Source organism: Ruegeria sp. L12 (assembly GCF_056531745.1).
The window spans coordinates 429,063-452,285 of sequence record NZ_JBQFMH010000002.1 but is presented as its reverse complement, the minus strand read 5'-3'; the positions used below and the strand labels follow the sequence as shown (position 1 = coordinate 452,285).

Annotated in this window: 26 protein-coding genes and 1 tRNA gene; 9 read left to right on the top strand and 18 right to left on the bottom strand. The window is 57.6% G+C overall.

The genetic code is table 11. The annotated features are described in order from the left end of the window. Window positions 1–56 precede the first annotated feature (56 nt). From ACR0K9_RS05210 to ACR0K9_RS05200, 3 genes are all read left to right on the top strand, one after another. A complete protein-coding gene (locus tag ACR0K9_RS05210; protein ID WP_480821321.1) occupies window positions 57–1,286 on the top strand; it encodes an acyl-CoA dehydrogenase in 1,230 nt (409 codons plus the stop codon). A gap of 156 nt (window positions 1,287–1,442) precedes the next feature. After that, window positions 1,443–2,567, top strand: a complete 1,125-nt coding sequence (locus ACR0K9_RS05205; protein WP_480821319.1) for an amidohydrolase — start codon at window positions 1,443–1,445, stop codon at window positions 2,565–2,567. 159 nt (window positions 2,568–2,726) lie between these two features. Then, window positions 2,727–3,494, top strand: coding sequence for an SDR family oxidoreductase (locus ACR0K9_RS05200; protein ID WP_480821317.1), 768 nt, complete (start codon window positions 2,727–2,729; stop codon window positions 3,492–3,494). Here the strand turns inward: ACR0K9_RS05200 and ACR0K9_RS05195 are convergent. From ACR0K9_RS05195 to ACR0K9_RS05180, 4 genes are read right to left on the bottom strand one after another with little or no spacing between them, the layout of a single operon-like run. After that, a complete protein-coding gene (locus tag ACR0K9_RS05195; RefSeq protein ID WP_480821315.1) occupies window positions 3,491–4,357 on the bottom strand; it encodes an acyl-CoA thioesterase in 867 nt (288 codons plus the stop codon). The genes ACR0K9_RS05200 and ACR0K9_RS05195 overlap by 4 nt on opposite strands. A gap of 49 nt (window positions 4,358–4,406) precedes the next feature. Next, window positions 4,407–5,624: a serine hydrolase domain-containing protein gene (locus ACR0K9_RS05190; RefSeq protein ID WP_480821313.1), complete on the bottom strand. Its 1,218-nt coding sequence runs from the start codon at window positions 5,622–5,624 to the stop codon at window positions 4,407–4,409. Window positions 5,625–5,627: 3 nt separating this feature from the next. After that, on the bottom strand, window positions 5,628–6,656 hold the full coding sequence (locus tag ACR0K9_RS05185; RefSeq protein WP_480821311.1) for a phosphotransferase family protein: 1,029 nt from the start codon (window positions 6,654–6,656) through the stop codon (window positions 5,628–5,630). 24 nt (window positions 6,657–6,680) lie between these two features. Then, the gene (locus ACR0K9_RS05180) at window positions 6,681–7,499 is read right to left on the bottom strand and encodes an SDR family NAD(P)-dependent oxidoreductase (protein ID WP_480821309.1); all 819 of its coding nucleotides are present in this window, start codon (window positions 7,497–7,499) and stop codon (window positions 6,681–6,683) included. 112 nt (window positions 7,500–7,611) lie between these two features. On the opposite strand from ACR0K9_RS05180, the gene ACR0K9_RS05175 reads away from it, so the two are divergent. From ACR0K9_RS05175 to ACR0K9_RS05165, 3 genes are all read left to right on the top strand, one after another. Then, window positions 7,612–8,613 (top strand): NADPH:quinone oxidoreductase family protein, encoded by a 1,002-nt coding sequence (locus ACR0K9_RS05175; RefSeq protein ID WP_480532380.1) that lies wholly within the window; start codon window positions 7,612–7,614, stop codon window positions 8,611–8,613. A gap of 128 nt (window positions 8,614–8,741) precedes the next feature. Next, window positions 8,742–9,191: a type II 3-dehydroquinate dehydratase gene (aroQ, locus tag ACR0K9_RS05170; RefSeq protein WP_480532382.1), complete on the top strand. Its 450-nt coding sequence runs from the start codon at window positions 8,742–8,744 to the stop codon at window positions 9,189–9,191. After that, a complete protein-coding gene (locus tag ACR0K9_RS05165; protein ID WP_480532384.1) occupies window positions 9,188–9,940 on the top strand; it encodes an autoinducer binding domain-containing protein in 753 nt (250 codons plus the stop codon). The genes aroQ and ACR0K9_RS05165 overlap by 4 nt, the downstream gene beginning before the upstream one ends. Before the next feature lie 367 nt (window positions 9,941–10,307). On the opposite strand, the gene tsf is transcribed toward ACR0K9_RS05165, so the two are convergent. From tsf to ACR0K9_RS05140, 5 genes are all read right to left on the bottom strand, one after another. After that, window positions 10,308–11,183, bottom strand: coding sequence for a translation elongation factor Ts (gene tsf, locus ACR0K9_RS05160; protein WP_480532386.1), 876 nt, complete (start codon window positions 11,181–11,183; stop codon window positions 10,308–10,310). A 76-nt stretch (window positions 11,184–11,259) separates the two neighbouring features. Then, complete coding sequence (gene rpsB, locus ACR0K9_RS05155) at window positions 11,260–12,051, bottom strand: 30S ribosomal protein S2 (protein ID WP_480532388.1); 792 nt, start codon at window positions 12,049–12,051, stop codon at window positions 11,260–11,262. Window positions 12,052–12,218: 167 nt separating this feature from the next. Then, the gene (gene olsA / locus ACR0K9_RS05150; protein WP_480821307.1) at window positions 12,219–13,055 is read right to left on the bottom strand and encodes a lyso-ornithine lipid O-acyltransferase; all 837 of its coding nucleotides are present in this window, start codon (window positions 13,053–13,055) and stop codon (window positions 12,219–12,221) included. A gap of 4 nt (window positions 13,056–13,059) precedes the next feature. Then, window positions 13,060–13,815, bottom strand: a complete 756-nt coding sequence (gene olsB, locus ACR0K9_RS05145) for an L-ornithine N(alpha)-acyltransferase (RefSeq protein WP_480821306.1) — start codon at window positions 13,813–13,815, stop codon at window positions 13,060–13,062. A gap of 113 nt (window positions 13,816–13,928) precedes the next feature. Then, window positions 13,929–14,111, bottom strand: coding sequence for a DUF3553 domain-containing protein (locus ACR0K9_RS05140; protein WP_039535521.1), 183 nt, complete (start codon window positions 14,109–14,111; stop codon window positions 13,929–13,931). Between the two features lie 44 nt (window positions 14,112–14,155). Here ACR0K9_RS05140 and ACR0K9_RS05135 point away from each other — a divergent pair, with 44 nt between their 5' ends. Next, on the top strand, window positions 14,156–14,752 hold the full coding sequence (locus tag ACR0K9_RS05135) for a histidine phosphotransferase family protein (protein WP_480821304.1): 597 nt from the start codon (window positions 14,156–14,158) through the stop codon (window positions 14,750–14,752). Here ACR0K9_RS05135 and ACR0K9_RS05130 read toward each other — a convergent pair. The 9 genes from ACR0K9_RS05130 to ACR0K9_RS05090 form a co-directional block, all read right to left on the bottom strand. Then, window positions 14,749–16,011: a glutamate-5-semialdehyde dehydrogenase gene (locus tag ACR0K9_RS05130; protein WP_480821302.1), complete on the bottom strand. Its 1,263-nt coding sequence runs from the start codon at window positions 16,009–16,011 to the stop codon at window positions 14,749–14,751. The genes ACR0K9_RS05135 and ACR0K9_RS05130 overlap by 4 nt on opposite strands. A gap of 39 nt (window positions 16,012–16,050) precedes the next feature. After that, entirely contained in the window at window positions 16,051–17,157 is a 1,107-nt protein-coding gene (gene proB, locus ACR0K9_RS05125) for a glutamate 5-kinase (RefSeq protein WP_480821300.1), read from the bottom strand. After that, the gene (obgE, locus tag ACR0K9_RS05120; RefSeq protein WP_480821298.1) at window positions 17,145–18,179 is read right to left on the bottom strand and encodes a GTPase ObgE; all 1,035 of its coding nucleotides are present in this window, start codon (window positions 18,177–18,179) and stop codon (window positions 17,145–17,147) included. Before obgE ends, proB begins: the two co-directional genes overlap by 13 nt. A 37-nt stretch (window positions 18,180–18,216) precedes the next feature. Beyond that, on the bottom strand, window positions 18,217–18,753 hold the full coding sequence (locus ACR0K9_RS05115; RefSeq protein ID WP_480821296.1) for a GNAT family N-acetyltransferase: 537 nt from the start codon (window positions 18,751–18,753) through the stop codon (window positions 18,217–18,219). Continuing rightward, window positions 18,750–19,358 (bottom strand): LysE family translocator, encoded by a 609-nt coding sequence (locus ACR0K9_RS05110; protein WP_480821294.1) that lies wholly within the window; start codon window positions 19,356–19,358, stop codon window positions 18,750–18,752. The genes ACR0K9_RS05115 and ACR0K9_RS05110 overlap by 4 nt, the downstream gene beginning before the upstream one ends. A gap of 96 nt (window positions 19,359–19,454) precedes the next feature. Then, the gene (rpmA, locus tag ACR0K9_RS05105) at window positions 19,455–19,724 is read right to left on the bottom strand and encodes a 50S ribosomal protein L27 (RefSeq protein ID WP_039535512.1); all 270 of its coding nucleotides are present in this window, start codon (window positions 19,722–19,724) and stop codon (window positions 19,455–19,457) included. Between the two features lie 11 nt (window positions 19,725–19,735). Further along, complete coding sequence (locus tag ACR0K9_RS05100) at window positions 19,736–20,347, bottom strand: 50S ribosomal protein L21 (protein ID WP_480821292.1); 612 nt, start codon at window positions 20,345–20,347, stop codon at window positions 19,736–19,738. A gap of 208 nt (window positions 20,348–20,555) precedes the next feature. Next, window positions 20,556–21,353, bottom strand: a complete 798-nt coding sequence (locus tag ACR0K9_RS05095) for a DUF2059 domain-containing protein (protein WP_480821290.1) — start codon at window positions 21,351–21,353, stop codon at window positions 20,556–20,558. An 8-nt stretch (window positions 21,354–21,361) separates the two neighbouring features. Beyond that, on the bottom strand, window positions 21,362–22,195 hold the full coding sequence (locus ACR0K9_RS05090) for a DUF2059 domain-containing protein (RefSeq protein WP_480821288.1): 834 nt from the start codon (window positions 22,193–22,195) through the stop codon (window positions 21,362–21,364). A 123-nt stretch (window positions 22,196–22,318) separates the two neighbouring features. Between ACR0K9_RS05090 and ACR0K9_RS05085 the strand changes: the two genes are divergently transcribed. Then, a tRNA-Ser gene (locus tag ACR0K9_RS05085) sits at window positions 22,319–22,408 on the top strand. 190 nt (window positions 22,409–22,598) lie between these two features. Continuing rightward, window positions 22,599–23,153: a hypothetical protein gene (locus ACR0K9_RS05080; RefSeq protein WP_480821286.1), complete on the top strand. Its 555-nt coding sequence runs from the start codon at window positions 22,599–22,601 to the stop codon at window positions 23,151–23,153. Window positions 23,154–23,223: the final 70 nt, after the last annotated feature.

Below are 23,223 nucleotides of genomic sequence, written 5' to 3'. Positions count from 1 at the left end.
GTTTTTTGAGGAAATCTCAGATTATGATGCGCCAAACGCTAAACCGGAGATACGCCATGAACGCGCCAGAGACCAAACCCGTTCTGCGGGCCAAAGACGCGCCCGAATTGGGCAATTTCAGCTGGGACGATCCTTTTCGCCTCTCCGATCAGTTGCAAGAAGATGAACGTTTGGTTGCCGAAAGCGCCCGCGCATATGCGCAGGAAAAACTGCAGCCGCGGGTGACGCAGGCGTTCCAGAACGAGGAAACCGACCCTGAGATTTTCCGCGAGATGGGCGAAATGGGTCTGTTGGGTACCACCATCCCCGAGGAATATGGCGGCATTGGCGCCGGATATGTGACCTATGGTCTGGTCGCGCGCGAGGTCGAGCGGGTGGATTCCGGCTATCGCTCGATGATGTCGGTGCAAAGCTCGCTGGTGATGTATCCGATCTATGCCTATGGCAGCGAAGAACAGCGCCGGAAATACCTGCCGAAACTGGCCAGCGGAGAATGGATTGGCTGTTTTGGCCTGACGGAACCGGATGCAGGGTCAGATCCCGCCGCGATGAAAACCCGCGCCGAGAAGATCGATGGCGGCTATCGTCTGACCGGTACCAAGATGTGGATTTCGAATGCTCCGATCGCGGATGTGTTTGTCGTGTGGGCCAAGTCGGACGCGCATGACGGCAAGATCAGGGGCTTTGTTCTGGACAAGAACACCAAGGGTTTGAGCGCGCCGAAGATCGAAAACAAGCTGAGCCTGCGAGCCTCGATCACTGGTGAGATCGTTATGGATGGCGTGGAGGTTGGCGAAGATGCGCTGCTGCCGCATGTTCAGGGTCTGAAAGGGCCGTTCGGATGTCTGAACCGCGCACGTTATGGGATCAGCTGGGGTGTTATGGGCGCGGCCGAGAGCTGCTGGCATGCGGCGCGCCAATATGGTCTGGATCGCAAGCAATTCAATCGTCCACTGGCGCAGACACAATTGTTCCAACGCAAACTGGCCGAGATGCAGACGGAAATCGCCTTGGGTCTTCAGGCAAGCTTGCGTGTTGGACGTTTGATGGATCAGGCCGAAGCCGCGCCCGAAATGATCTCGATCATCAAGCGCAACAACTGTGGCAAGGCACTGGATATCGCGCGGATGTCTCGGGACATGCATGGCGGCAACGGAATCTCGCTCGAGTTCCAGGTGGTGCGCCACATGATCAATCTGGAGACGGTCAACACCTATGAGGGGACGCATGACGTGCACGCACTGATCCTTGGACGGGCACAGACCGGGCTGCAGGCGTTCTACTAAGCCGCTTCCGGCTGGCACGTTCATATCTGAATGCAGACAGACGTGCCGACCAAAGGCGTAAATACTCCGGGTGTGTCGGGGCAATGAAACCTTCCATTTACTTGACAAAGAACGCCGAATTGCCGTTGATCCCTTATTCCTAAGGGAGCGTTCCTGATGCTTGATCTCATCGCATTACGCCGTGATTTGCACGCCCATCCCGAGATCGGGTTCGATCTTGAAAGGACACCGCGCCGGATTGCCTCTGAGCTGAAGCGCGCAGGGCTTAATGTGGTTTGTGGAATTGGCCGCACCGGGCTTGTTGCCACTTTGCGTCGCGGTCCCGATGAAACGGCCATAGGTTTTCGGGCGGACATGGACGCGCTGCCGATACATGAGGCTAACAATTTTGCATATCGCTCGAACACGGATGGGAAATTTCATGGCTGCGGTCACGATGGCCATAGCACCATGCTGCTTGGTGCCGCGCTAAAGCTGGCGGCTGATCAATCCTTGAACCGCACGGTTCACTTCATCTTTCAGCCGGATGAAGAAAACGGAAATGGTGCCAGGGCGATGATCGACGACGGCTTGTTCGAACGCTTCCCCATGACTTCAATTTTTGGGCTGCATAACTTGCCGGGAATGGAGCTTGGTCACTTCGCAACACAGTCCGGTCCGTTCTGTGCTTTTGAGGATAATTTTGAAATCAGTGTTCAGGGGCAGGGTGGACATGCGTCGATGCCCGAGAAAGGGATCGATCCGATTGTGACGGGATCTGCAATTGTCATGCAGTTGCAATCCATCGTCTCCCGGTCATTGCCGCCAAGCGAACATGGTGTGGTATCCATAACCGAGTTCCTCACCGATGGCGCCCGCAACATACTGCCAAGCAACGTAACTTTGCGAGGGGACTGCCGCGGGTTTTCCAAAGAAGTGTCTAAAACCATCGAAAGCAGAATGCGCGCAGTTGTCGAGGGCGTATGTGCTGCGCAAGGCGCACAGGCGCAGGTCAGCTATTCGACCTCGTTCAGACCGCTGGTCAATGAAGCAAACGCGACCGACATAATCTCAAAGGCCGCCGGTGAGGTTGGAACCGTAGATGCTGATTATGGGCGCGTTGGATTCTCAGAGGATTTTGCAGAGTTCCTGACTTATCGGCCGGGTTCATTTATTCTGATGGGTAACGGCGTCGAAGGATCCTCAGCGATGCCGCTTCACAATCCGTCATATGACTTCAATGATGAAGCCATCAGTTATGGCGTGGAGTTTTGGTGCAGACTGGCACATCTTAACCACTGATCCGTTTGGAAAGAACGGGTACCTGGATCGCTTATTCGGGTGCAATCATTAAACGTATAATCGGTATTATGGTTAATACTTCCAACGGTACACAACCAGATTTGGCGATGGTTTTTCAATCTGTTACGCTAATCTGCAGAACCATGAACGCAGGCAGATATGCATCTGAAGGATAAGACCGTAGTTGTGACCGGTGCAGCCGGAGGTATTGGTGAAGGACTTGCCAGGCGCTTTGCTCATGAAGGCGCTCACGTGGTTTGCGCGGATATCGACATGGTCGGTGCGCAGCGCGTTTCCGACGAGATTGGCGGTGAAACAATCAAGTGCGATGTTTCTCTTGAGAACGACATCCGCAACGTGATTGAGACTGTCGAAGGCACTATGGCTCCGATTGATCTGTTTTGCGCGAATGCCGGTATTCTCACGCTTGGCGGGCTTGATGTACCAGACGGCGAATGGGACCGTATCTGGCAGATCAATGTTATGTCCCATGTCTGGACAGCGCGGCATATGGTGCCACGTATGGTGGCGCGCGGCGGCGGATATCTGATGATGACCGCCTCGGCCGCGGGATTGCTTAATCAACCCGGTGCGGCACCGTACGGCGTGACAAAACATGCAGCCATCGGGTTCGCAGAATGGGTCGCGTTAACCTATGCGCATCAAGGTATCCGGGTGTCGGTCTTGTGTCCCCAGGCGGTGCGTTCGGACATGACCCGCGGACATGAGGATTCGGTTGCGGCAATCGACGGAATGCTCGAGCCCGAAGCCGTCGCGCAGACCTGTGTCCAGGCCTTGGCCGAGGAACGGTTTCTGATCCTGCCGCATCCACAGGTATTGGACTATATGCGTTTGAAAACTGCGGATTATGATCGTTGGATAGACGGAATGTCCAAGTTAAATCAAAGGTATAACAGTAATAATTAACGCGAACGACGTCGCCGAAGCAACCCTTCCTGAGCGACCGATGCGACCAATGTTCCGTCTTGTGAAAAGATCGATCCACGATTGAAACTACGCCCCTGCCCCGTCCATGGCGATTCCATCGCATACAGGTGCCAGTTCTGAAACTGCACCGGCGCGTGGAACCAGATCGCGTGATCCAGACTGGCGCCATCAATCTCACCGGTGAACCAACTGAGGCCATGCGGGCGCATGCCTGAGCTTAGCAAGCTCATATCTGAGGCATAGGCCAACAGCAGATGCTGCATGATCCTGTCAGCATGCGCTGCAGCCCCCATTCGGAACCAGACATGGTTCCGATCATCTGCTTTTTCAGGAGTGAATATGTCCAGCGGCGCGACCTCTCGGACTTCGATAGGTCGCTCGCGCAGCAGTTCGGTTTTGAGCGCTTCCGGTACGCGCGTCAGATATTTCTGTCGCAATTCATCGCGTGAAGGGTGATGCTCCGGCGGTTCAATATCAGGCATCGGGTGCTGATGATCCCATCCATCATCCTGCTTATGGAAAGATGCCGACAGGTTCAGGATCTGTTTGCCATGCTGGATCGCAACAACACGGCGGGTGGTGAAAGACCCTCCATCCCGTGCGCGATCCACTTGATAAATAACCGGAATAGACGGATCACCGGGGCGGATGAAATAAGCGTGCAGAGAATGACACAGGCGATCTTCGACTGTTCTGTAAGCCGCTGCCAGAGCCTGAGCGATAACCTGACCGCCGAAGATGCGTGTGGGCGTTTCGCCACCTGAACCGGTGCCGCGAAACAGGTCGACCTCAAGCGCCTCGATATCGAGCAGGTCAAGCAGGACGCGTTCAGCTTCGGTCATGGGCGGGTCTCCGGTTCGGTGGTACTTTCCGCTATCATCCGCGTTACGATCATTCAACGAGCGCCCCGTGCACCAGCGCCTTCAACTCTGCCCGCGAGGGATATGAGCTGGAAGGCGACAATTGCGTGAAGAAGACGGCAGTGAAGTTGTTGACCGGATCCACCCAGAAATAGGTGGATGCCATGCCGCCCCAGCCGAAATCTCCGACCGAGCCCGGACACCGTAATCTTGCAGGATCAAGCACCACCGCGCCGCCTATGCCGAACCCCGTGCCCTCCATGGGCTGTTCGGCAAAGCTTTGCGGTCCCATTGAAGCAATGTCACCGGGTAAGTGGTTGCGAAACATAAATTCTATGGTTTTAGGCCCCAGTATTCGCACCCCGTTGCCCGAGCCCTTGTTTCGCAGCATCTCTGCGAACAGACCGTAATCGTCGATCGTGCTGATAAGGCCACCTCCGCCGGAAAAGGTGGTGGCGGCTTCAAAGGGTGACTCTCCGGCGCAGTCAACAAGGCGCAGCATATCGCCTCCGGTTTTGGCCGCATTCAAATCCATCGCATCCCCGGCAAGCGGCGTATAAAGCGAGGCAAACCGGTCCCCTGCCCCGGTCGGCACGGAAAACCCGGTTTGGCGCATGCCCAGCGGATCAAAGATGTGCTCGGCCAGAAAACGGTCGAATGGCTGACCCGAAACGACCTCGATCACGCGACCGATGACGTCGATTCCGACGGAGTATTCCCAGCGATGACCCGGCTGAAAGGCCAGAGGCAAAGCAGCCAGCAGCTTGACCCGATCCGCAAGCGCGCCCTGTGCCGGAGAGAATATCAGATCAAGCTCATCCATCGCTTCGGGCAACAGCCCGGGATTGAACGGATAGCTCAATCCGCTGGTATGGGTCAGCAACTGGTGCAAGGTCGGCGTCGGCGCGGCCTCGGTCTGATCCAGACGCGTGGCACCGGGGATCAGGGCGTGCATCGATTGAAATTCGGGCAGGAATTCGGATATGGCAGCATCAAGATGGAACAACCCGCGTTCGACCAGCATCATCAGGGCAACCGAGGTCACGGGCTTGGTCATGGAATAGATGCGTACCAGACTATCACGCTGAAACGGCAAGTCTTTTTCGATGCATCCACGGCCACAGCTATGAAAGAATGCCTCTTGCCCGTCATGCTGGATCAGCAGACTGCTACCGGCGTATTTCCTTTCATCCACATATCGCTGCATCCAGTCCTGAATGCGGGGCAGCGCCTTTGGGTCAAATTTCATGATCTACTCCTCCAGCGCGGTCAGACCATGCTGGGCAAATACCGGGACGTATGCCCCAAAGGCGCGCGCTCGTGCAGGGTCTGATGCGTTGCCGTCCAACGCCCGTTTATAGACGCCCTGAAGAATGGCGGCCATGCGGAAGAAATTGAAGGCGAGATAGAAACCAAAACTGTCGATCCCGGGCAGGCCGCGCCGCGCGCAGTAGTCTGCAACGAAGGCCCGGTCCGAGGGCAACCCAAGCGCTTCCCGATCCACCCCGGCCAGCCCCCGCCCCTCCTTTCCCGGTGGCAGTTGCCACTGCATGATTACCGCTGCCAAATCCGCATAGGGATGACCGATTGTCGACAACTCCCAATCCAATACGCCAATACATGCCGTTCCATCGCGTTCGAACAGAATATTATCAATGCGATAGTCGCCATGAACCAGTGTTCTTTGCCCGTCTTCAGCAGGCACTTGTAGTTCAAGTTCGTCGATCAACCTATTCATTTGGCTTATGTCTTCGGTTTCAGAAGCGCGGTACTGTTTGGTCCAGCGCCCGATCTGTCGCACGAAATAGTTTCCCGGAGGACCAAAATCCGACAGACCTGCGGCATCGATATCGACCATATGAAGTTCGGCCAAAACCCTGTTCATCTCATCCAGAATGGCAGTCCGGGTGGCGCTGGTTTCGCCCTCCATGACGGGATCCACGAAAGAGCGGCCGTCCAGATGTTCCATCACATAAAAAGCCGAACCGATGACGCTGTCATCCTCGCACAGTAGGTACATCCGCGGCACCGGGACGTTCGTATCGCTCAGAGCGCTCTGAACCCGAAACTCACGGTCTACTGCATGCGCGGACTTGAGCAGAACGCCCAGAGGTTTGCGGCGCAGCACGTAGTTTCGATCAGGTGTTCGCAACAGATAAGTCGGGTTCGATTGCCCAACCGTGAATTTAGTAGCCTCTAACAGGCTCTGATAACCTGTTAAATGCGCCTTAAGATACGCATCTACCGCATTTATATCTAACGTATTATCCTGATTAGTCATCCGTCTTCCAGATGTTGAACGCCGCTAAAGTGCGTCGGCGAAGATGTTCCCTCCGCTCTGCACATTGATCCCGCCCGAAACCGGCACGACGGCCCCAGTGACATAACTGCCGCCGCGCCCGCAGAGGAACAGCAGGCAACCCGCAATATCCTCGGCCTGCCCGACACGGCCCAACGGGACAGACTTGCCCACGCGTTCACGCTTGTCCTCATCTTCTGTGGCAAAGGCCGTCATGCGCGACACAAATGGTCCCGGTGCAAGAGCATTTACCGTCACGCGGTACGGCGCCAGCTCTTTGGCCATGATTTTGGAAAGATGAATCACCGCCGCTTTTGATGCGGAATAGCTGTATGCGCCGTCGCCCATCGGCGTTTCACCCATCACCGATCCCACGTTTACCACCCGCGCGGGATCCCGGTCCGAGGCGGATTTCATCAATAATGGCAACAGCTTCTGAGTCAGATCAAAAATGCCCGCTACATTAACCGACATCACTTTGTCCCATGCCGCATAGGGAAATTGACCCATCGGAGCGCCCCAGGTAACCCCCGCATTATTCATCAGGATTTCAAGCGTTTCCGTCCGCTTCTTCACCTCATCGACCAGCGCGTCGATCCCTTCTTCGCTGCCGATATCTCCGGCAAACCCTTCGGCAGAACCAGGGGCATCCAGCGCGTTCAGTTCTGCGGCCACGGCCGCACAGGCCTCACCCTTGCGCGAGGCGATCAGCACACGGGCTCCGGCGCGGACCAGAGCCTCGGCCGCCATCCGGCCAATGCCGGTGGCACCACCGGTGACCAAAGCGGTTTTGCCGTGCAGCGAAAACAATGTTTCGGGCGTCATGAGTTCTCCCTTACCCATTTACCGTTGCGGAAGCGGTGGGGCTGTCTGCTTGACAACACTCGCCTGTAATCCAACGATTTCATGAACACCGAAGCAAGGGGTAAGGAAAAACATGCAAACATTACTCAGCGTCACACCTGGCGGCCCCGAGACTTTGGAACTGACCACTCTGCCCGACCCGACGCCCGGCAAGGGCGAGATTCTGATCCGTGTGCGGGCCGCGGGCGTTAACTTTCCGGACACCTTGATCATTCGCGATCTATACCAAATGAAGCCGCCCCGCCCTTTTGCACCAGGCGGCGAGGTCGCGGGTGAGGTCATCGCGTTTGGTGACGGAGTGAGTGGATTTGCGCCCGGAGATCGGGTATTGGCCCTGACTGGACATGGCGGATTTTCCACCCATCTGGCATTGAGGGCGGCGACGGCGGTGAAAATCCCCGACGCGATGCCCTTCGACGACGCCGCCTGTTTTATCTTTACCTATGGAACCTCGTATCATGCCCTGAAGGATCGGGCGCAGCTGCGATCCGGTGAAACGGTGCTGGTGCTGGGGGCCGCCGGTGGTGTCGGGTCTGCAGCAATTGAGCTGGCCAAGGCGATGGGTGCGCGTGTTATTGCTGCGGTCTCGTCCGCGGACAAGGCGGCGTTCTGCAGGGAAATCGGTGCGGATGAAACCCTCATCTACCCGCCCGAGATGGATCGTGCGGCGCAAAAGGCGTTATCTGCCGAGATCAAGTCGCTGGCTGGCGGTGAAGGCGTTGATGTTGTCTATGATGCGGTTGGCGGCGATTACGCGGAACCTGCGCTGCGCAGCATGGCCTGGGCCGGACGGTATCTGGTCGTTGGTTTTCCCGCCGGTATTCCAAGCCTTCCGTTGAATCTGACCTTGTTGAAAGGGTGCCAGATCGTGGGTGTGTTCTGGGGGGCTTCGGTATTCCGCAACCCCAAGGGGCATGCGCAGAACTTGGGCGAACTGTTCGCCATGTATAGCGACGGCAAGATCACACCTCGGATTCAAGCGCGCTTCCCTCTGGCCCGTGCCGCCGAGGCATTGGATCTGATCAATCAGCGTGCCGTTCTCGGAAAGGTTGTGGTTGCGATGGACGATTTGTGACCCGCGCGGCAACGTCGACTGGTGCTATTGGCCAACATACATAGACGAACCTCACTCACCGATATTCTGGCCGCTGGACGCCCGCCGGTTTCGGGTCTATGAAAAAAAGAAATGGGGACAATTTGAAGATGCACAATATCCTGGTTCTGAATGGACCTAATCTGAATCTACTGGGCACAAGGCAGCCTGAGGTTTACGGCCATACGACGTTGAAAGATATAGAGGATTTGTGCATTTCCCATGGGCGGACTCTGGGGGTGAATATCACCCACCTGCAATCCAACCACGAAGGCGCACTGATCGACGCAATCCATGCGGCGCGTGGCGTCCATGATGGAATCGTTCTGAATGCGGGTGCTTATACCCACACCTCGATCGCTCTGATGGATGCGATCGCCTCGGCTCAGGTTCCGGTGGTTGAGGTGCACCTGTCCAACATCCACGCGCGCGAGACGTTTCGGCACACCTCTTACATCGCGCTGGTTGCGATTGGGCAGATATGCGGGTTTGGGGCGCAAAGCTATGTTATGGCGCTGGATGCACTTGCTGCCCACCTCAGCAAGGAGAGTGCGGCATGATCCTCAAGGATTACCTGAATTTTCTGAGCTATACCAAAACGCTCGAAGAACTTTGGGATGCGCATTGCCGCCAGATGGCAAAATATGGGTTCGACCGTATTTTATATGGCTACACACAGTACCGTACGGCGACTTCGCTGGGCGATCCCGAAGACTTTGTGATACTGACCAACCATTCCTCGGAATACCTGGACGGGTTCATTCGGTCTGGTCTTTATTTCCATGCACCTATGCTGAAATGGGCTCTGAATAACGAGGGCGCCGCAAGCTGGAGCATGATCCACGACATGATGTCCAGCGGTACAATGTCGCCGGAAGAACGCCGGGTGTTCGAGTTCAACAAATCCCGAGGCGTTACAGTCGGGTATACAGTCAGCTTCAACTCTGTCTCGATGCGCTCGAAAGGCGCGATTTCTCTGTCATCGAACAATCATAGCCAGGATGAGATAAACGATGTCTGGCAAGAGCACGGCGATGACATTCTGTTGATGAACAATGTCGCCCATTTGAAGATTCTGACCCTGCCCTATCACGCCCCAAACCGTGCCCTGACCAAGAGGCAGCGGGAAGCGTTGCAATGGGTTGGCGATGGCAAAACCACGCAGGACATCGCGTTGCTGATGGGGCTGACCGCGGCCACCGTCGAAAAGCATCTTCGCCTCGCCCGCGAGGCGCTTTCTGTTGAGACCACTGCGCAGGCCGTTCTGAAGGCCGCTCTTCAGAATCAAATGTTTGTGATGGAAGTCTAATGTTAAATTGACGCTAACTTGCGTCAAATTGACCCTAGGTAAGGAAATCATGACTTTCCAATCGGTCATGAAAATTGCAACCTATTCGTGTTCCGTGAGTGGTGGCTTTAGCCAGGGAACGTTTGATTGGATCTTTGCGATAACGAAGCTCTCCGATCGCTCTGACTCTGAGGCGTCTATTCGTCCACGTCTCTTTGTTGGAATTTTTGAGGGGCCCTGTCCATCCCCATCATAGCGGGGCCCCTCATACCTCCATCATCAGACATGGCTATCTTTTCGGCGCGGACACGAAATCCATTGATTCAATACAGAAAAACCCGGCTACCTGCGGCAACCGGGTTCTTTGCTTTTGAGCTTTGGGTTTGCCTTAGCCTTGTGCGGCTTTGGCAACTTCTGCTGCGAAGTCTTCTTTTTCGACCACGATACCTTCGCCAACTTCCATGCGGATGAAGCCGGTGATGGTTGCGCCTGCTTCCTTGGCAGCCGCTTCGACGGTCAAATCGGGGTTCACAACGAACTGCTGGTTCAGCAGAGTCGATTCGGCGACGAATTTCTTCATGCGACCTTCGATCATCTTCTCGATCACCTGCTCCGGCTTGCCGGATTCGCGGGCGATGTCCATCTGAACCTGCTTTTCTTTCTCGACAACAGCCGGGTCCATGTCCGCTTCGGACAGGGCAGCCGGGTTCACAGCCGCGATGTGCATCGCAACCTGCTTGCCGATGGCTTCGTCGCCGCCCGACAGGGCAACCAGAACGCCGATTTTACCCATGCCGGTTGTCGCTGCGTTGTGGACGTAGGACACAACAGTGTCGCCCGACAGCTTCGACATGCGGCGCACCGACATGTTTTCGCCAATGGTGGCGATCTTGTCGGTCAGCGTGTCAGCAACGGTTTTACCACCCAGATCAGCCGCCAGCAGAGCGTCAACATCGTCGACGCCTTCGGCCGCGTAGGTGATCTTGCCGACCATTTCCTGGAACTCGCCGTTCTTCGCAACAAAGTCGGTTTCCGAGTTCACTTCGACGGCAACACCGTTGCCACCGTTGACGTGTACGGCCACCAGACCTTCGGCTGCGGTACGGCCCGATTTCTTCGCCGCTTTGGCCAGACCTTTGGTGCGCAGCCAGTCTACGGCTTCGTCCATATTGCCGCCGGTTTCGGTCAGTGCTTTTTTTGCGTCCATCATGCCTGCGCCGGTCGAGTCGCGCAGTTCTTTCACCATTGCTGCTGTGATTGCCATCTTTTGGCTCTCCTCAATTCAAACGGAATTGGGGCAGGTCTACCCTGCCCCATATGTCATTTACGTGACGGGCAGCTTACGCTTCTGCAGCGGCTTCTGCTTCGGCGGGGGCTTCTTCTGCCACGGCTTCCTCAGCCGGGGCTTCTTCGAATGCACCGATGTCAACGCCTGCTGCACCCATCTGAGCGGTCATGCCGTCCAGCGCAGCACGTGCGGCCAGATCGCAGTACAGCGCGATGGCGCGGGCTGCGTCGTCGTTGCCGGGGATGATGTAGTCAACACCATCGGGCGAGCAGTTGGTGTCGACAACAGCCACAACCGGGATACCCAGCTTGTTGGCTTCGGCGATGGCCAGTGCTTCTTTTTTGACGTCGATGACGAACAGCAGGTCCGGAACGCCGCCCATTTCGCGGATACCACCCAGCGAAGCCTGCAGCTTGGCCTGGTCACGCTCCATGCCCAGACGCTCTTTCTTGGTCAGACCTTCGGCACCCGATTCCATGGCTTCGTCGATCTGGTTCAGACGGTTGATCGACTGGGAAACGGTCTTCCAGTTGGTCAGCGTGCCGCCCAGCCAGCGGTGGTTCATATAGTACTGAGCCGACTTTTCAGCAGCTTCGGCGATCGGCTGAGCTGCCTGACGCTTGGTGCCGACGAACAGAACGCGGCCACCTTTTGCAACGGTGTCACGAACGGCCTGCAGCGCCTGATCCAGCATCGGAACGGTCTGGGTCAGGTCCATGATGTGGATGCCATTGCGCGAGCCGTAGATGAACGGGCCCATGCGGGGATTCCAACGCTGTGTCTGGTGGCCAAAGTGAACGCCAGCTTCCAGCAGCTGACGCATGGTGAACTCGGGAAGAGCCATGCTATGTTTCCTTTTCCGGTTTACGCCTGGGCGGGGGTGAAAGAAGCGGATGCTCCAACCGGCGGTCTTGATGAGGATGTCTCCCTCAAAAAGGCCAAACCCCGCCTGCGGGTTTGAATGGCGCGCGTATACGGCAGGTTTTGAGGCAGCGCAAGGGCCAAATGCCCTTATTTTTCAAGCGATGCGAGCGCGTGTGCGTGGCGAACGGCCTGTTCACAATGCGCGGCCAGCTCTTTGCGGTTGGCAAAGTCGCTGACTTTGGCGGGTGCGTGATAGATCAACTCGACCGCCCCTTGCCTGCGCGCCCCAAGCGTCTTGAGCAGATGGGGGCCGAAATCCATGTCACCCCACCAACCATAGAACCGGCCCGGCTGCCCTTTGGGCGCGTGATAGATCACCGACACCGGTTGAACATACATGAATTCCCGCAGCTCATCTGTGAAGAACGCTGCAAAAAGCGTTGTTTTGAATGGTAAAACGCGTAATCCATCGGTCGATGTTCCTTCGGGGAAGAACAACAGTTTATGGCCTGCCGAAAGGCGTTTCTGAAACACCAACGTCTGCTCTCGCGCTTTCTTGCGCTCGCGCTCGATGAATACGGTGCCTGTTGCACGCGCCAACCAGCCAATCCCCGGCCAATTCGCAACTTCTGCCTTGGAAACGAAATAGACCCGCTTGCGAGCATTCAGCGCGAATATGTCCAGCCACGAGCTGTGATTGGCCACGACGGCCCCGCGTTCCCGCATCAGGTTCCCAGAGGTCCGGAACCCGATTCCTAATATTCGAAACGCGTTGCGACATACAAACTGAGTGATATGCGGCGTGACCGGGCGATACATGCCAAACAGCGGTATTTCGACCAGCCGGACAACCAGCAACACGATCAGCCCGCCAAAAACCAGAATGGCCAAGGGCAGACCGCGCAGGACCGTCAGGATCCAGCCCAAGAATCCCAGATGCAGCGGATCGGGGTCGTCGTCACTTTGCCACGAGGTTCCGCTCATCGTGTCAGGCCCCACTGTAAATGCGGCGCTGCCGCTCGTTCATGCGGGCGGTGTCGAGGATCAGGCACACGTCGGTAGTGTTGAAGGCGTGGTCGATAAAAGCCCCCTCGCCCACGAACCCTCCCAGCCGCAAGTAAGCCTTGATCAGTGCGGGCACCTGCACCATCGCCGCGCGGCGATCCAGCGCGTCCTTCGCGACCAGATCCATCGATTGATACACATCCGGCTGCGCGCGCACCCTAAGGTCGGGTGGTGCGAGATGGTTGTGATGCAGCATCGACAGGGGTTGCGCCAGTTTCTGAACATCGGTGCCGTGAAAGCTGGCAACGCCAAACAACACCTCGATCTCGCGCTCGGCCACATAGGCGGCCAACCCGTTCCAGAGATGATACATGGCGGTGCCGCCGCGATAATCCGGGTGCAGGCAGGACCGGCCCAGTTCCAGCAGCTTTCGCCCGCCGTCCTTGAGCACGCTCAGATCGTACTCATCCTCGGAGTAGAACCGCCCGAGTTTTTTCATACGTTCGCCCGGTAACAGCCTGTAAACGCCGATGGTTTCCCCGGTTTGGTTGTCTATCGCCAGCATGTGGTCGAAATACGGATCGAACTGATCCCGCTCCAAACCGGCCTCGTGATCAACCATCTCTCCGCCGCCGCCCAGTTCGCGGACAAACACGTCATAGCGCAAACGCTGGGCGGCGCGCAGTTCGTCCTCGGTCTCGGCCAATTTGATTGTGAACGAAGGGCCTGTATCTGGCATTGAGATTTCCGTCTAAGAGTCTTGCGCTGATAACGCAGGACTCCGGGCGAAGGCAATATTCTCTCGCCGGGTCACACTTATGATCAACGGCGTTAACCATTCCTAAACCAGTTTCACAGATCAAAGACCGGCATCAGGGCTATGCGTGTCCCGTCGATTACCACTTTCCCCTGCTCGCGAAAGTTCACGGTGATCTTGCCGCCGATGTTGGACTGAACCTGTCCAACGCCCCAATCTGGGAAATCGGGGTGGCGGACATACATGCCCGGTGCAAGAATAGCATTCAGGTCTGTCATATCGGGGCTCCGGCTTCTTGCGGCAGATGCAGCAGGAGGTACGCATGGGTGCAACAGACGTCAACCTGGCCGAGTTGATCGGATCCCGGATTTGCCATGATCTGATCAGCCCGATCGGGGCCATCACCAACGGGCTTGAGCTGCTCGAAATGGTGGGCGCCGTACAGGGCCCCGAGATGGAGCTGATCTCGGGCAGTGTTGGCAGCGCGGGCGCACGTATTCGGTTCTTTCGGGTGGCCTTTGGCTCTGCCAGCGACCAGCCGCTGGGTCGGACCGAGGTCAGTGAGCTTCTGCGTGATGTGGAACGCGCAGGCCGGGTCCGCATCCGCTGGAACCTGACCGAGGCAGTGCCGCGCAATCAGGTCAAGCTGGCGTTTCTGGCCCTGATGTGCTGCGAAAGTGCGATGCCGTTCGGCGGAGAGGTCGAGATTTCGACACAGGACAACGTTTGGACCGTGACGGGCGTCGCCGACAAGCTGAACATCGACAGCAAATTGTGGAAGGGCGTCGTAAATGGGCGCTTTGTCGATAAAGTCAGCCCGGCGCAGGTTCAATTTGCGCTGTTGCCCGAAACGGCGACTTCCATGGGCCGCCGGGTCGCTGCCGAGACCACCGCGACCCGGGTCACTCTACGGTTCTAGGCGCGGGTCGTTCCGTTTCCGCGCACCAGATATTTGAAGCTGGTCAGTTGTGCGGCCCCAACCGGGCCACGCGCGTGCATTTTGCCGGTTGCGATCCCGATTTCGGCGCCCATGCCAAACTCTCCGCCATCCGCGAATTGGGTCGAGGCATTGTGCATCAGGATGGCGCTGTCCAGACGTTCGAAAAAGCGCGCAGCCGCAGCCGGATCTTCGGTCATGATGCAGTCGGTGTGGTTTGAGCCGTACTGCCGGATATGCGCGATCGCCGCGTCGATATCAGCCACGGGTCGCGCCGCAATGATGCTGTCGAGGTATTCCTTGCCCCAGTCATCCTCGGTCGCAGCCACCGTGTTTTCAGTGGCCAGCGCACCTTGTGCATGAACTTCAACCCCAGCGGCTTGCAGTGCTGCAACAAGGTCGTGGCCAAGTGTTTCGGCTACATCCTGATGGATCAGCAGGCATTCCGCCGCGCCGCAGATTCCGGTGCGCCGGGTTTTGGCATTCAGTACAACATCCAGCGTTTTCTGCGGATCGGCGGCCTTGTCGACATAGATATGCACGATGCCTTCGAGATGCGCAAAGACCGGCACCCGCGCCTCTCGCTGCACCAGCCCGACCAGGCCTTTGCCACCGCGGGGCACAATGACATCGATAAAGTCGGTCATCGTCAACAATTCCTGTACCGCTGCACGGTCGCGCGTGGGCACCAGTTGGATGGAGTCTTCAGGCAGATTGGCCGCTTTCAGCCCCTCGACCAGACAGGCGTGAATCGCGGTTGAGGAATGAAAACTCTCGGACCCACCGCGCAAGATCACCGCATTGCCGGATTTCAGACACAGCGCACCCGCATCCGCCGTCACGTTCGGGCGGCTTTCATAGATCACGCCAATTACCCCCAGCGGTGTGCGCACACGCTGAATGTTCAGGCCCGAGGCCATGTCCCATTCGGCAATCACCTCACCCACCGGATCGGCCTGATCGGCCACGGTGCGCAACCCGTCGACCATGCCCTGAACACGTGCCTCATCCAGCATCAGGCGGTCCATCATCGCCGGGCTCAGGCCCTTTTCACGGCCGAACTCCAAGTCTTTCTTGTTGGCCTCGATGATGTCTGCGCGATTTGCCCAGACGGCTTCGGCCGCTGCTATCAGCGCGGCATGTTTCCGTTCGGCGTTGGCGAAAGCCAGTTCTTGCGATGCGGCTTTGGCACGTGCACCAAGGTCGGCCATCATTGCGGAAATGTTGTCGAAATCCTTCATCTCAAGCGCCTTTCGGTTTCAGTTTATCAGGCCCGGCCATCACAGCGCCAGATCGTCCCGGTGGATCAGCGCCGCGCGGCCCGGATAGCCCAGCGTCGCCTCGATCTCGGACGATTTCCGTCCCTTGATCGCGTCCGCTTCTTGCGCGGTATAGCGGCTGAGCCCTTGCGCCAGCCGCCGCGCCTGCGCGTCCAGTATGGCCACCGGGTCACCACGGCCAAAATCTCCGGTCACCTCGACGATACCAGCGGGTAGCAGGCTTTTACCATTGGACAACGCCTTTGCCGCGCCGTCATCGATCACGATCTCGCCGCGCGGTTTCATCGCCGAGATCCAGCGTTTCCGGGCCGCATGCGGATCAAGTGTGGCCGTGAACCAAGTACAGTTTGCACCGTTATCGAGCATTCTCAAAGGGTTCTGCGGCGATCCTTCTGTGATCGCCATATCGCACCCGCCTGCCGTGGCCATTTTCGCCGCCAGCAGTTTGGTCTTCATACCGCCCTTGGACAGACCCGATCCTGCGTCGCCCGCCATCGCCTCGATCTCGGGGGTGATCTGTTTGATCACGTCATAACGGGTGGCTGAGGCGTCTTCGTTGGGATTGCCGGAATAGAACCCGTCGACATCCGACAGCAGGATCAACTGATCCGCCCCGATGGTCACGGCGATCTGAGCGGCCAGCCGGTCATTGTCGCCATATCGGATCTCATCGGTGGCAACTGTGTCGTTTTCGTTGACAATCGGAACGACGCCCAGACTCAGCAGGGTTTCCAAAGTCGCACGGGAGTTCAGATACCGCCGCCGGTCTGCGCTGTCTTCCAGAGTCACCAGCACCTGAGCGGTCTTGATCTCATGCGGCGCCAGCGCTTCTTCATAGGCGCGCGCCAGACGGATTTGACCGACCGCTGCGGCTGCCTGCGATTGCTCCAGCGGCAGATTCTGCATCGGCAGGCCAAGAACGCCTCGGCCCAGCGCGATTGATCCCGACGAGACCAGAACAACATCCGTGCCCTGCCCTTTCAGCCAGGCCACATCCTGCGCCAGCGATTTCAGCCATTCCGATCTGAGCAGTCCCGTGTTCCGGTCGACCAGCAAGGCCGATCCGATCTTGACCACCAGACGGCGGGCATTGCTCAGGGTTGCCAAGGTGTGGCCTCCTCGCTGGGTTTCTGGCGCAGTCGGTTTTCGTCGATCTGCGCCCGCAAGGCGCGCAATACCTCGGTCACGCCCAGATGCGCGACGCCGGACATGGTCATGACCGGTCCGCCGACGGCCTCTTCCAGTTCGGATTTGATCAGGTCACGTTCTTCGTTATCCAGCGCATCGATCTTGTTCAGAACGGTGATGCGCGGTTTATCCGCTAACGCGCCGCCATAGGCTTTAAGTTCGGTGATGATGGTGTGGTAATCCTGGATCACGGTTTCCGAGGTGCCGTCGACCAGATGCAGCAGCACCGCACAGCGTTCCACGTGTCCGAGGAAACGGTCACCGATCCCACGCCCTTCATGTGCGCCCTCGATCAGGCCGGGAATGTCGGCCACGACGAATTCCACGTTGTCAACGCCGACAACGCCCAGGTTGGGGTGCAGTGTTGTGAACGGATAATCCGCGATCTTGGGGCGCGCATTCGATGTGGCGGCCAGAAAGGTCGATTTGCCCGCGTTGGGCATACCCAGCAGGCCGACATCAGCAATCAGCTTCAGCCGCAGCCAGATGGTGCGGTCGATCCCCGCCTGCCCCGGATTGGCACGGCGCGGGGCCTGATTGGTCGCGGATTTGAAATGCAGGTTGCCGAAGCCGCCATTGCCACCTTTGGCCAGCAGGACCCGTTGTCCGACCTCGGTCAGGTCGCAGATCACGGTCTCTTCGTCTTCGTCCAGAATCTCGGTGCCCACGGGCACGCGCAGGATGATGTCGTCGCCATCCTTGCCGGTGCGCTGCTGCCCGCGTCCGGGCTGTCCGTTTTTGGCGAAGAAATGCTGTTGATAGCGGAAGTCGATCAGGGTGTTCAGCCCATCCACAACCTCGGCCCAGACCGAACCGCCCTTACCGCCGTCCCCGCCATCGGGGCCGCCGTATTCGATGTATTTTTCGCGCCGAAAGCTGACGCAACCGCCACCTCCGGCCCCGGACCGGATGTAGACCTTTGCAAGATCGAGAAATTTCATAACTGTCCCCTACTGCAAAGGCCCCACCGGCCACAAGTCAGAGTTTCTTTGTATATGTCCAGGTGGGCACATTCGCGTCGCGCGCCACCGAATAGCTTTCCGCATCGCCAAGATACTGGAACCCGCAATGGGTCAGCACCCGGGCCGAGGCCGGATTGTCCTGAAACACGCTGGCGAACATGTTGGCGTTCTCAAGCGGGTTGGCATTCACCAGCGCTTCAACCGCCAGCGATGCGATGCCGGTGTTCCAATAGAGCGGCGCGACCCAATAGCCAACTTCGGACTGATTGCGGTCCAGCCGAGTCAATGAGATCACGCCGATCAGCTCTGGCCCGCCATCCTTGGTGGCATCCATTGCCCAGACATCCTCGTCCCGGCCCTCGGCCATCGCCCGCGTCACAAACGCCTCGATCGAACCTGGCGGGAGCGGATGCGGAATGCTGGACGTCATGCGCGCCACGCGCTCTTCGCCTGCATAATGCTCAATGAGACCCATATCCGACCGACGCAGAGGGCGCAGGTCGAACCGCTCGGTTTCGATGACCGGCTGATTGATTATCGTCTCAAGTTTCATGAGTGCGTTCCTCCTCCGAACAACACAAAAAGTACGGACGCAACAGTCAAACTCGCTAGCATCCACATCAGATATTTTTCCGCAGGCCGACCTTCAACCGCATGGGCGATCCCATCTCCGGCAAATGTCCAGACCGGGTGTAGAATGACCTGGCAAAGTAACAAACACGCAGCGATCGTGAACGTCGCGTCAAAGCTGGAGGTCCCGGTGGCGACAAACCCCGTAAACCCGGCAATGATCATCGCCCAGGCTTTGGGGTTGAGCGGATGCACGATCAGTCCGGCCATGAAACCCGGCACCTGCTCATCCGCCGACCCGCGTGACAACCGCAGATTGGCGATCTTCCACGCAAGCCAGCAAATATAGGCGGCTGAAGCGTATTTAAGCGCCTCAAACACCAGCGGCGCCTGATTGGCCACCTGCATCAAACCGAAACCAACCGGCCAGATGATCAACTGCTTGCCCAGAATGACACCGCCCACAAAGGGCAGCGCCGCCCGAAAGCCATAGCGCGCACCTGTACCCAGCAGGACCATGTTGGCCGGTCCCGGCGTGCCGACCTGGCTGGCGGCAAAAATCAGGAAACTGGTGGTCGCGACGGTCATCGGTTCGGGTGATCACAACTGCGTTAAAACGAAAAAGGGACCGGCAATTTCTGCCGGTCCCCCATGAATTTTTCATTAAACCTTCTGGGTTTCGGCTTACTCTGCGGCCTCCGCCACTGGCAGGACCGAAATAAAGGTGCGGTTTTTGAGTCCCTTGTGGAACTTCACGGCGCCATCGGTGGTTGCAAAGATGGTGTGATCTTTGCCCATGCCTACGCCTTCGCCCGGCCAGAACTTTGTGCCGCGCTGACGCACGATGATGTTGCCTGCGATGGCTGCCTGGCCACCATACAGTTTCACGCCAAGGCGGCGACCAGCTGAGTCGCGACCGTTACGGGAGGAACCGCCAGCTTTCTTATGTGCCATTCTCTCTCTCCTTAGCCCTGAGCCAGCTCTTTGGCTTGCTCAACCCATTCGGGTTTCACTTTGATGGTGTCGATAGCAGCAATCTGCTCGTCCGACAAGGCGGCCAGAGCGGCAAAGCTCTTGATACCGGCCTCAACCAGCTTTTTGGCAGCGGCAGGGCCGACACCGTTCAGCTTGGTCAGATCGTCAGCGGCAGCGGCGGCAGGTGCCTCTGCTTTGGCTTCCGCTTTCTTGGCGGGCTTTGCAGCAGGTGCTGCTTCGCCAGCCGGTGCCGAACCGGTTGCAGCTTTGATGCCCGACTTGTCAGCGCCCGACGATAGGATGTCGATGATTTTGACCAGGGTCAGTTTCTGACGGTGGCCAACAGTACGCTTCGAGCTGTGCTTACGACGGCGCTTGACGAATTTGATGACCTTGTCACCTTTGATCTGTTCGATCACTTCGGCCTGAACGCCTGCGCCTTCAACGAAAGGTGCACCAACAACCGGAGCGTCGCCGCCCAGCATCAGAACATCGTTGAATTGAACTTTTTCACCTGCGTCGGCAGCCAGCTTTTCAACGCGGAGGATATCACCCGCCTGAACCTTGTACTGCTTGCCGCCAGTCTTGAGGACCGCAAACATGCGTCTTTCCTTTTCCAAACCGCGTTCTGTGGTCCCCTTTCGGGAGTTGCTGGCGAATGCCACCTCGAACAGCGTGCCCTTTTCGGGCTGTGTGACGACCCGCAGGACCAGCCCGTCGGGTCAATAATAACGAGACCCGGCGCGGGGAATCCGGCCGGGATGCGCGCTTATCCAAACATTCATGGGTAAAGTCAACCCAATTCCGAGGTCAAAGATCAGACGCCTGCATTGCTTGAGCCACCGCCTCTCCCAACTGGAAAGAGATGCTGTTTATCATCTGATCGAAACCGTCGAACAAGGCCTTGTTCAGGGCGCGTCCGGTTTCGGTGCGTGAAAAAGCGATATTCTCGCGCATCTGGGATTCAGACAGCGGCTGATAGGCCATTAAAAGGAAAGAATACATCCATTCCGTCGTCTCTTTCTTGGTCTCTTCACGCCGTGAGAGTAGTTCGGCCAGCCAGGCCTCTTCGTTGGCGCGCGCACCCTGCCCGGTCGCCAATCCGCGATAGAAACTGAAATCAGAGCTTATCGTGCCCCTGACATTCTGTTCGATCAGATCATTGACCTGAACATATTCGTCCACAAGACGAAAAAAGGTATCCTCGCGGTCCGCTTGCTCATACATCGTTCGCGCCATGTCCTCGATCGCTTCATCGGATAACGCACGGCGCGCCGAATTCTCCAGCGAGACGATGGTCTGCCCAAGATCGCTTTCAAAGAAAATTGCCGCCTGTTCCAACTGCGCTTCGGTCATGTTGCGTTCGACTGCGTTCGACATCTGGGTGTGCATCCGGTCAGGATCATAAAGCCTGTCGATCTGCGCTTCGAAATAGGACCCGCCTGAACCATCCAACATTGTCTCGTTCATCGACTGACCCTGCGCCCGCCCCTCATCGCTTAGGATGTCCAAGAATTCTGACAGTTGCATGGCTTGTAACAGCCGCTCGACCTTCTCAGCTGCCGCCAGCGAACTCGCCGACAATATCAGCGCCGTTACTGCAGCCATCAAGCGCATCAAATATCCTGCGCTGGGCGCAGTTCCGCCATCCGCGCGGCGAGAACCTCAAACCGCATGGCCATGATCTCATACTGGATGGCGTTCAGCAGTTCGTAAACTTCCTGCATCATCGGTTGCTCCAACGCCTCAACATATGCGTCGACATCGGCATCCGAGAAATCCTTGTACGTACTAGCCGCACCTGCCAGTGCAGATAGCTGCAACGACCGGCGCATATCGCCCTCGTTCTGGCGCATTCTTTCTCGAAGCTCGTCACCGTTGAGCTGTAGCTCGATAACGCCGGATGCGCTGGCAGCCAGCAGGAACCGAACCTGAATCTCCTGCAGTGCCCGCAGGGACGTGCCGCTGGCATCCACTGCACGATTCATACGCTTCAGGCTTTCGACCCGGGTCGAGCCCTTTTTGATCAGCTCGGACACGATTTCTTGCCCCTGGCGCTGCTTGCCCTCGTCATCCTCATCCATATGCGCGGCATTCTCGGCTGCAACCAGTCTTTGGCCGAGATCCGAGGCATAGAATTCAACCGCATGGTTCAACGCTTCGTCGCTCAGGGTCTGTTCCAGAATCGTCACAGCGGTTTCATGCATCTTTTCGGTGTCGAACACCTCTTTGGTCAGTCGTGTCCAATCCGAGCCGAATCCATCCGGATCAATCCCCAGCATCTGAGGCGCCGAAGCCGAGGCCAGTGCGATGCTTTCAAGCGCGACATCAAAGCCTGTTGTGGTCAGAAACGCCTCGATCCGATCCCGGTTTGCGGCCTGGGCCGCCGTGGCAAGAGTGAGCAGCGGTAGAACAAGGCACAAAACGAGGTGGCGTAGATGATATGTCATGGCTATCAGCCTAGGAGTTTTCGGCGCACTGGCAATGGAAAATCCCGCGATCGGTAAATTCCGGAATTTTCTGCTTGCACCCCTGCGCGTTCCTCACTAAATCCCCCCCTCACAGACCCCCGCGGAGAGGTGCCGGAGTGGTCGAACGGGGCGGTCTCGAAAACCGTTGTGGGTGCAAGCCCACCCAGGGTTCGAATCCCTGTCTCTCCGCCATAATCTTCAAGCCCAAAAACTATTAAATGCGCTACAGCCATTGCCAGTGGCGTGAACCCGCCGCCCGATCCGGGGTTAATCAGCGTGCCATGGCCCAAACCCGGATTATGCTGCAATTTCACGGGTTTTCCCCTTTGAGCCCGTGTAGTTTTACCCCATCTCGGCGACAGAGCATTCAAAGGAGACTCATATGTCACGCCTACTACTTATCGTTGCCATCGCCGCCATTGGCGCAGGCGCTTATTATTACACAACCAAACCCGAGCCGACCCCGGCTGAAAAGCTGCAGGCCGCTGCGGAAGACGCCACCGAAGCGGTGGGCGATGCTGCCTCGGCCGTGCAGGAAGCCGCGACAGATGCCGTGAATGAGGCGACCGAACAGGCCTCTGAGGCGGCATCGTCCCTTACAGATCAGGCGACCGAGGCGGCGTCATCGGTCGCAGAACAGGCCAGTGACACTGCCAGCGCTCTGGCGGAACAGGCAAATGACGCCGCCGCTCAGGCGGGCGATCAGGTTGCAGCGCTGGCGACGCAGGGGCAGGATTTGCTGAATACCTGGGTACAGGATGGCATGCTGACCGCACAGAATTTCGATTATGATGCAATGCTTGCCTCGGTACAGGACAGCGCATTGGCAGACAGCGTAAAAACTCAGGTCATTCAGATCCTCGATGACATCAAGGCATCGCCAGAGACAATAGTGGCGAAAATTCAGGATCTGCGGGCGCTGTTGACGCAGCAATAAGAAAACACCGGGTTGGCCAAAATCGGCCGGCCCGAATTGCATTGACCCAGTGGATTCCGCCGCGTCATTA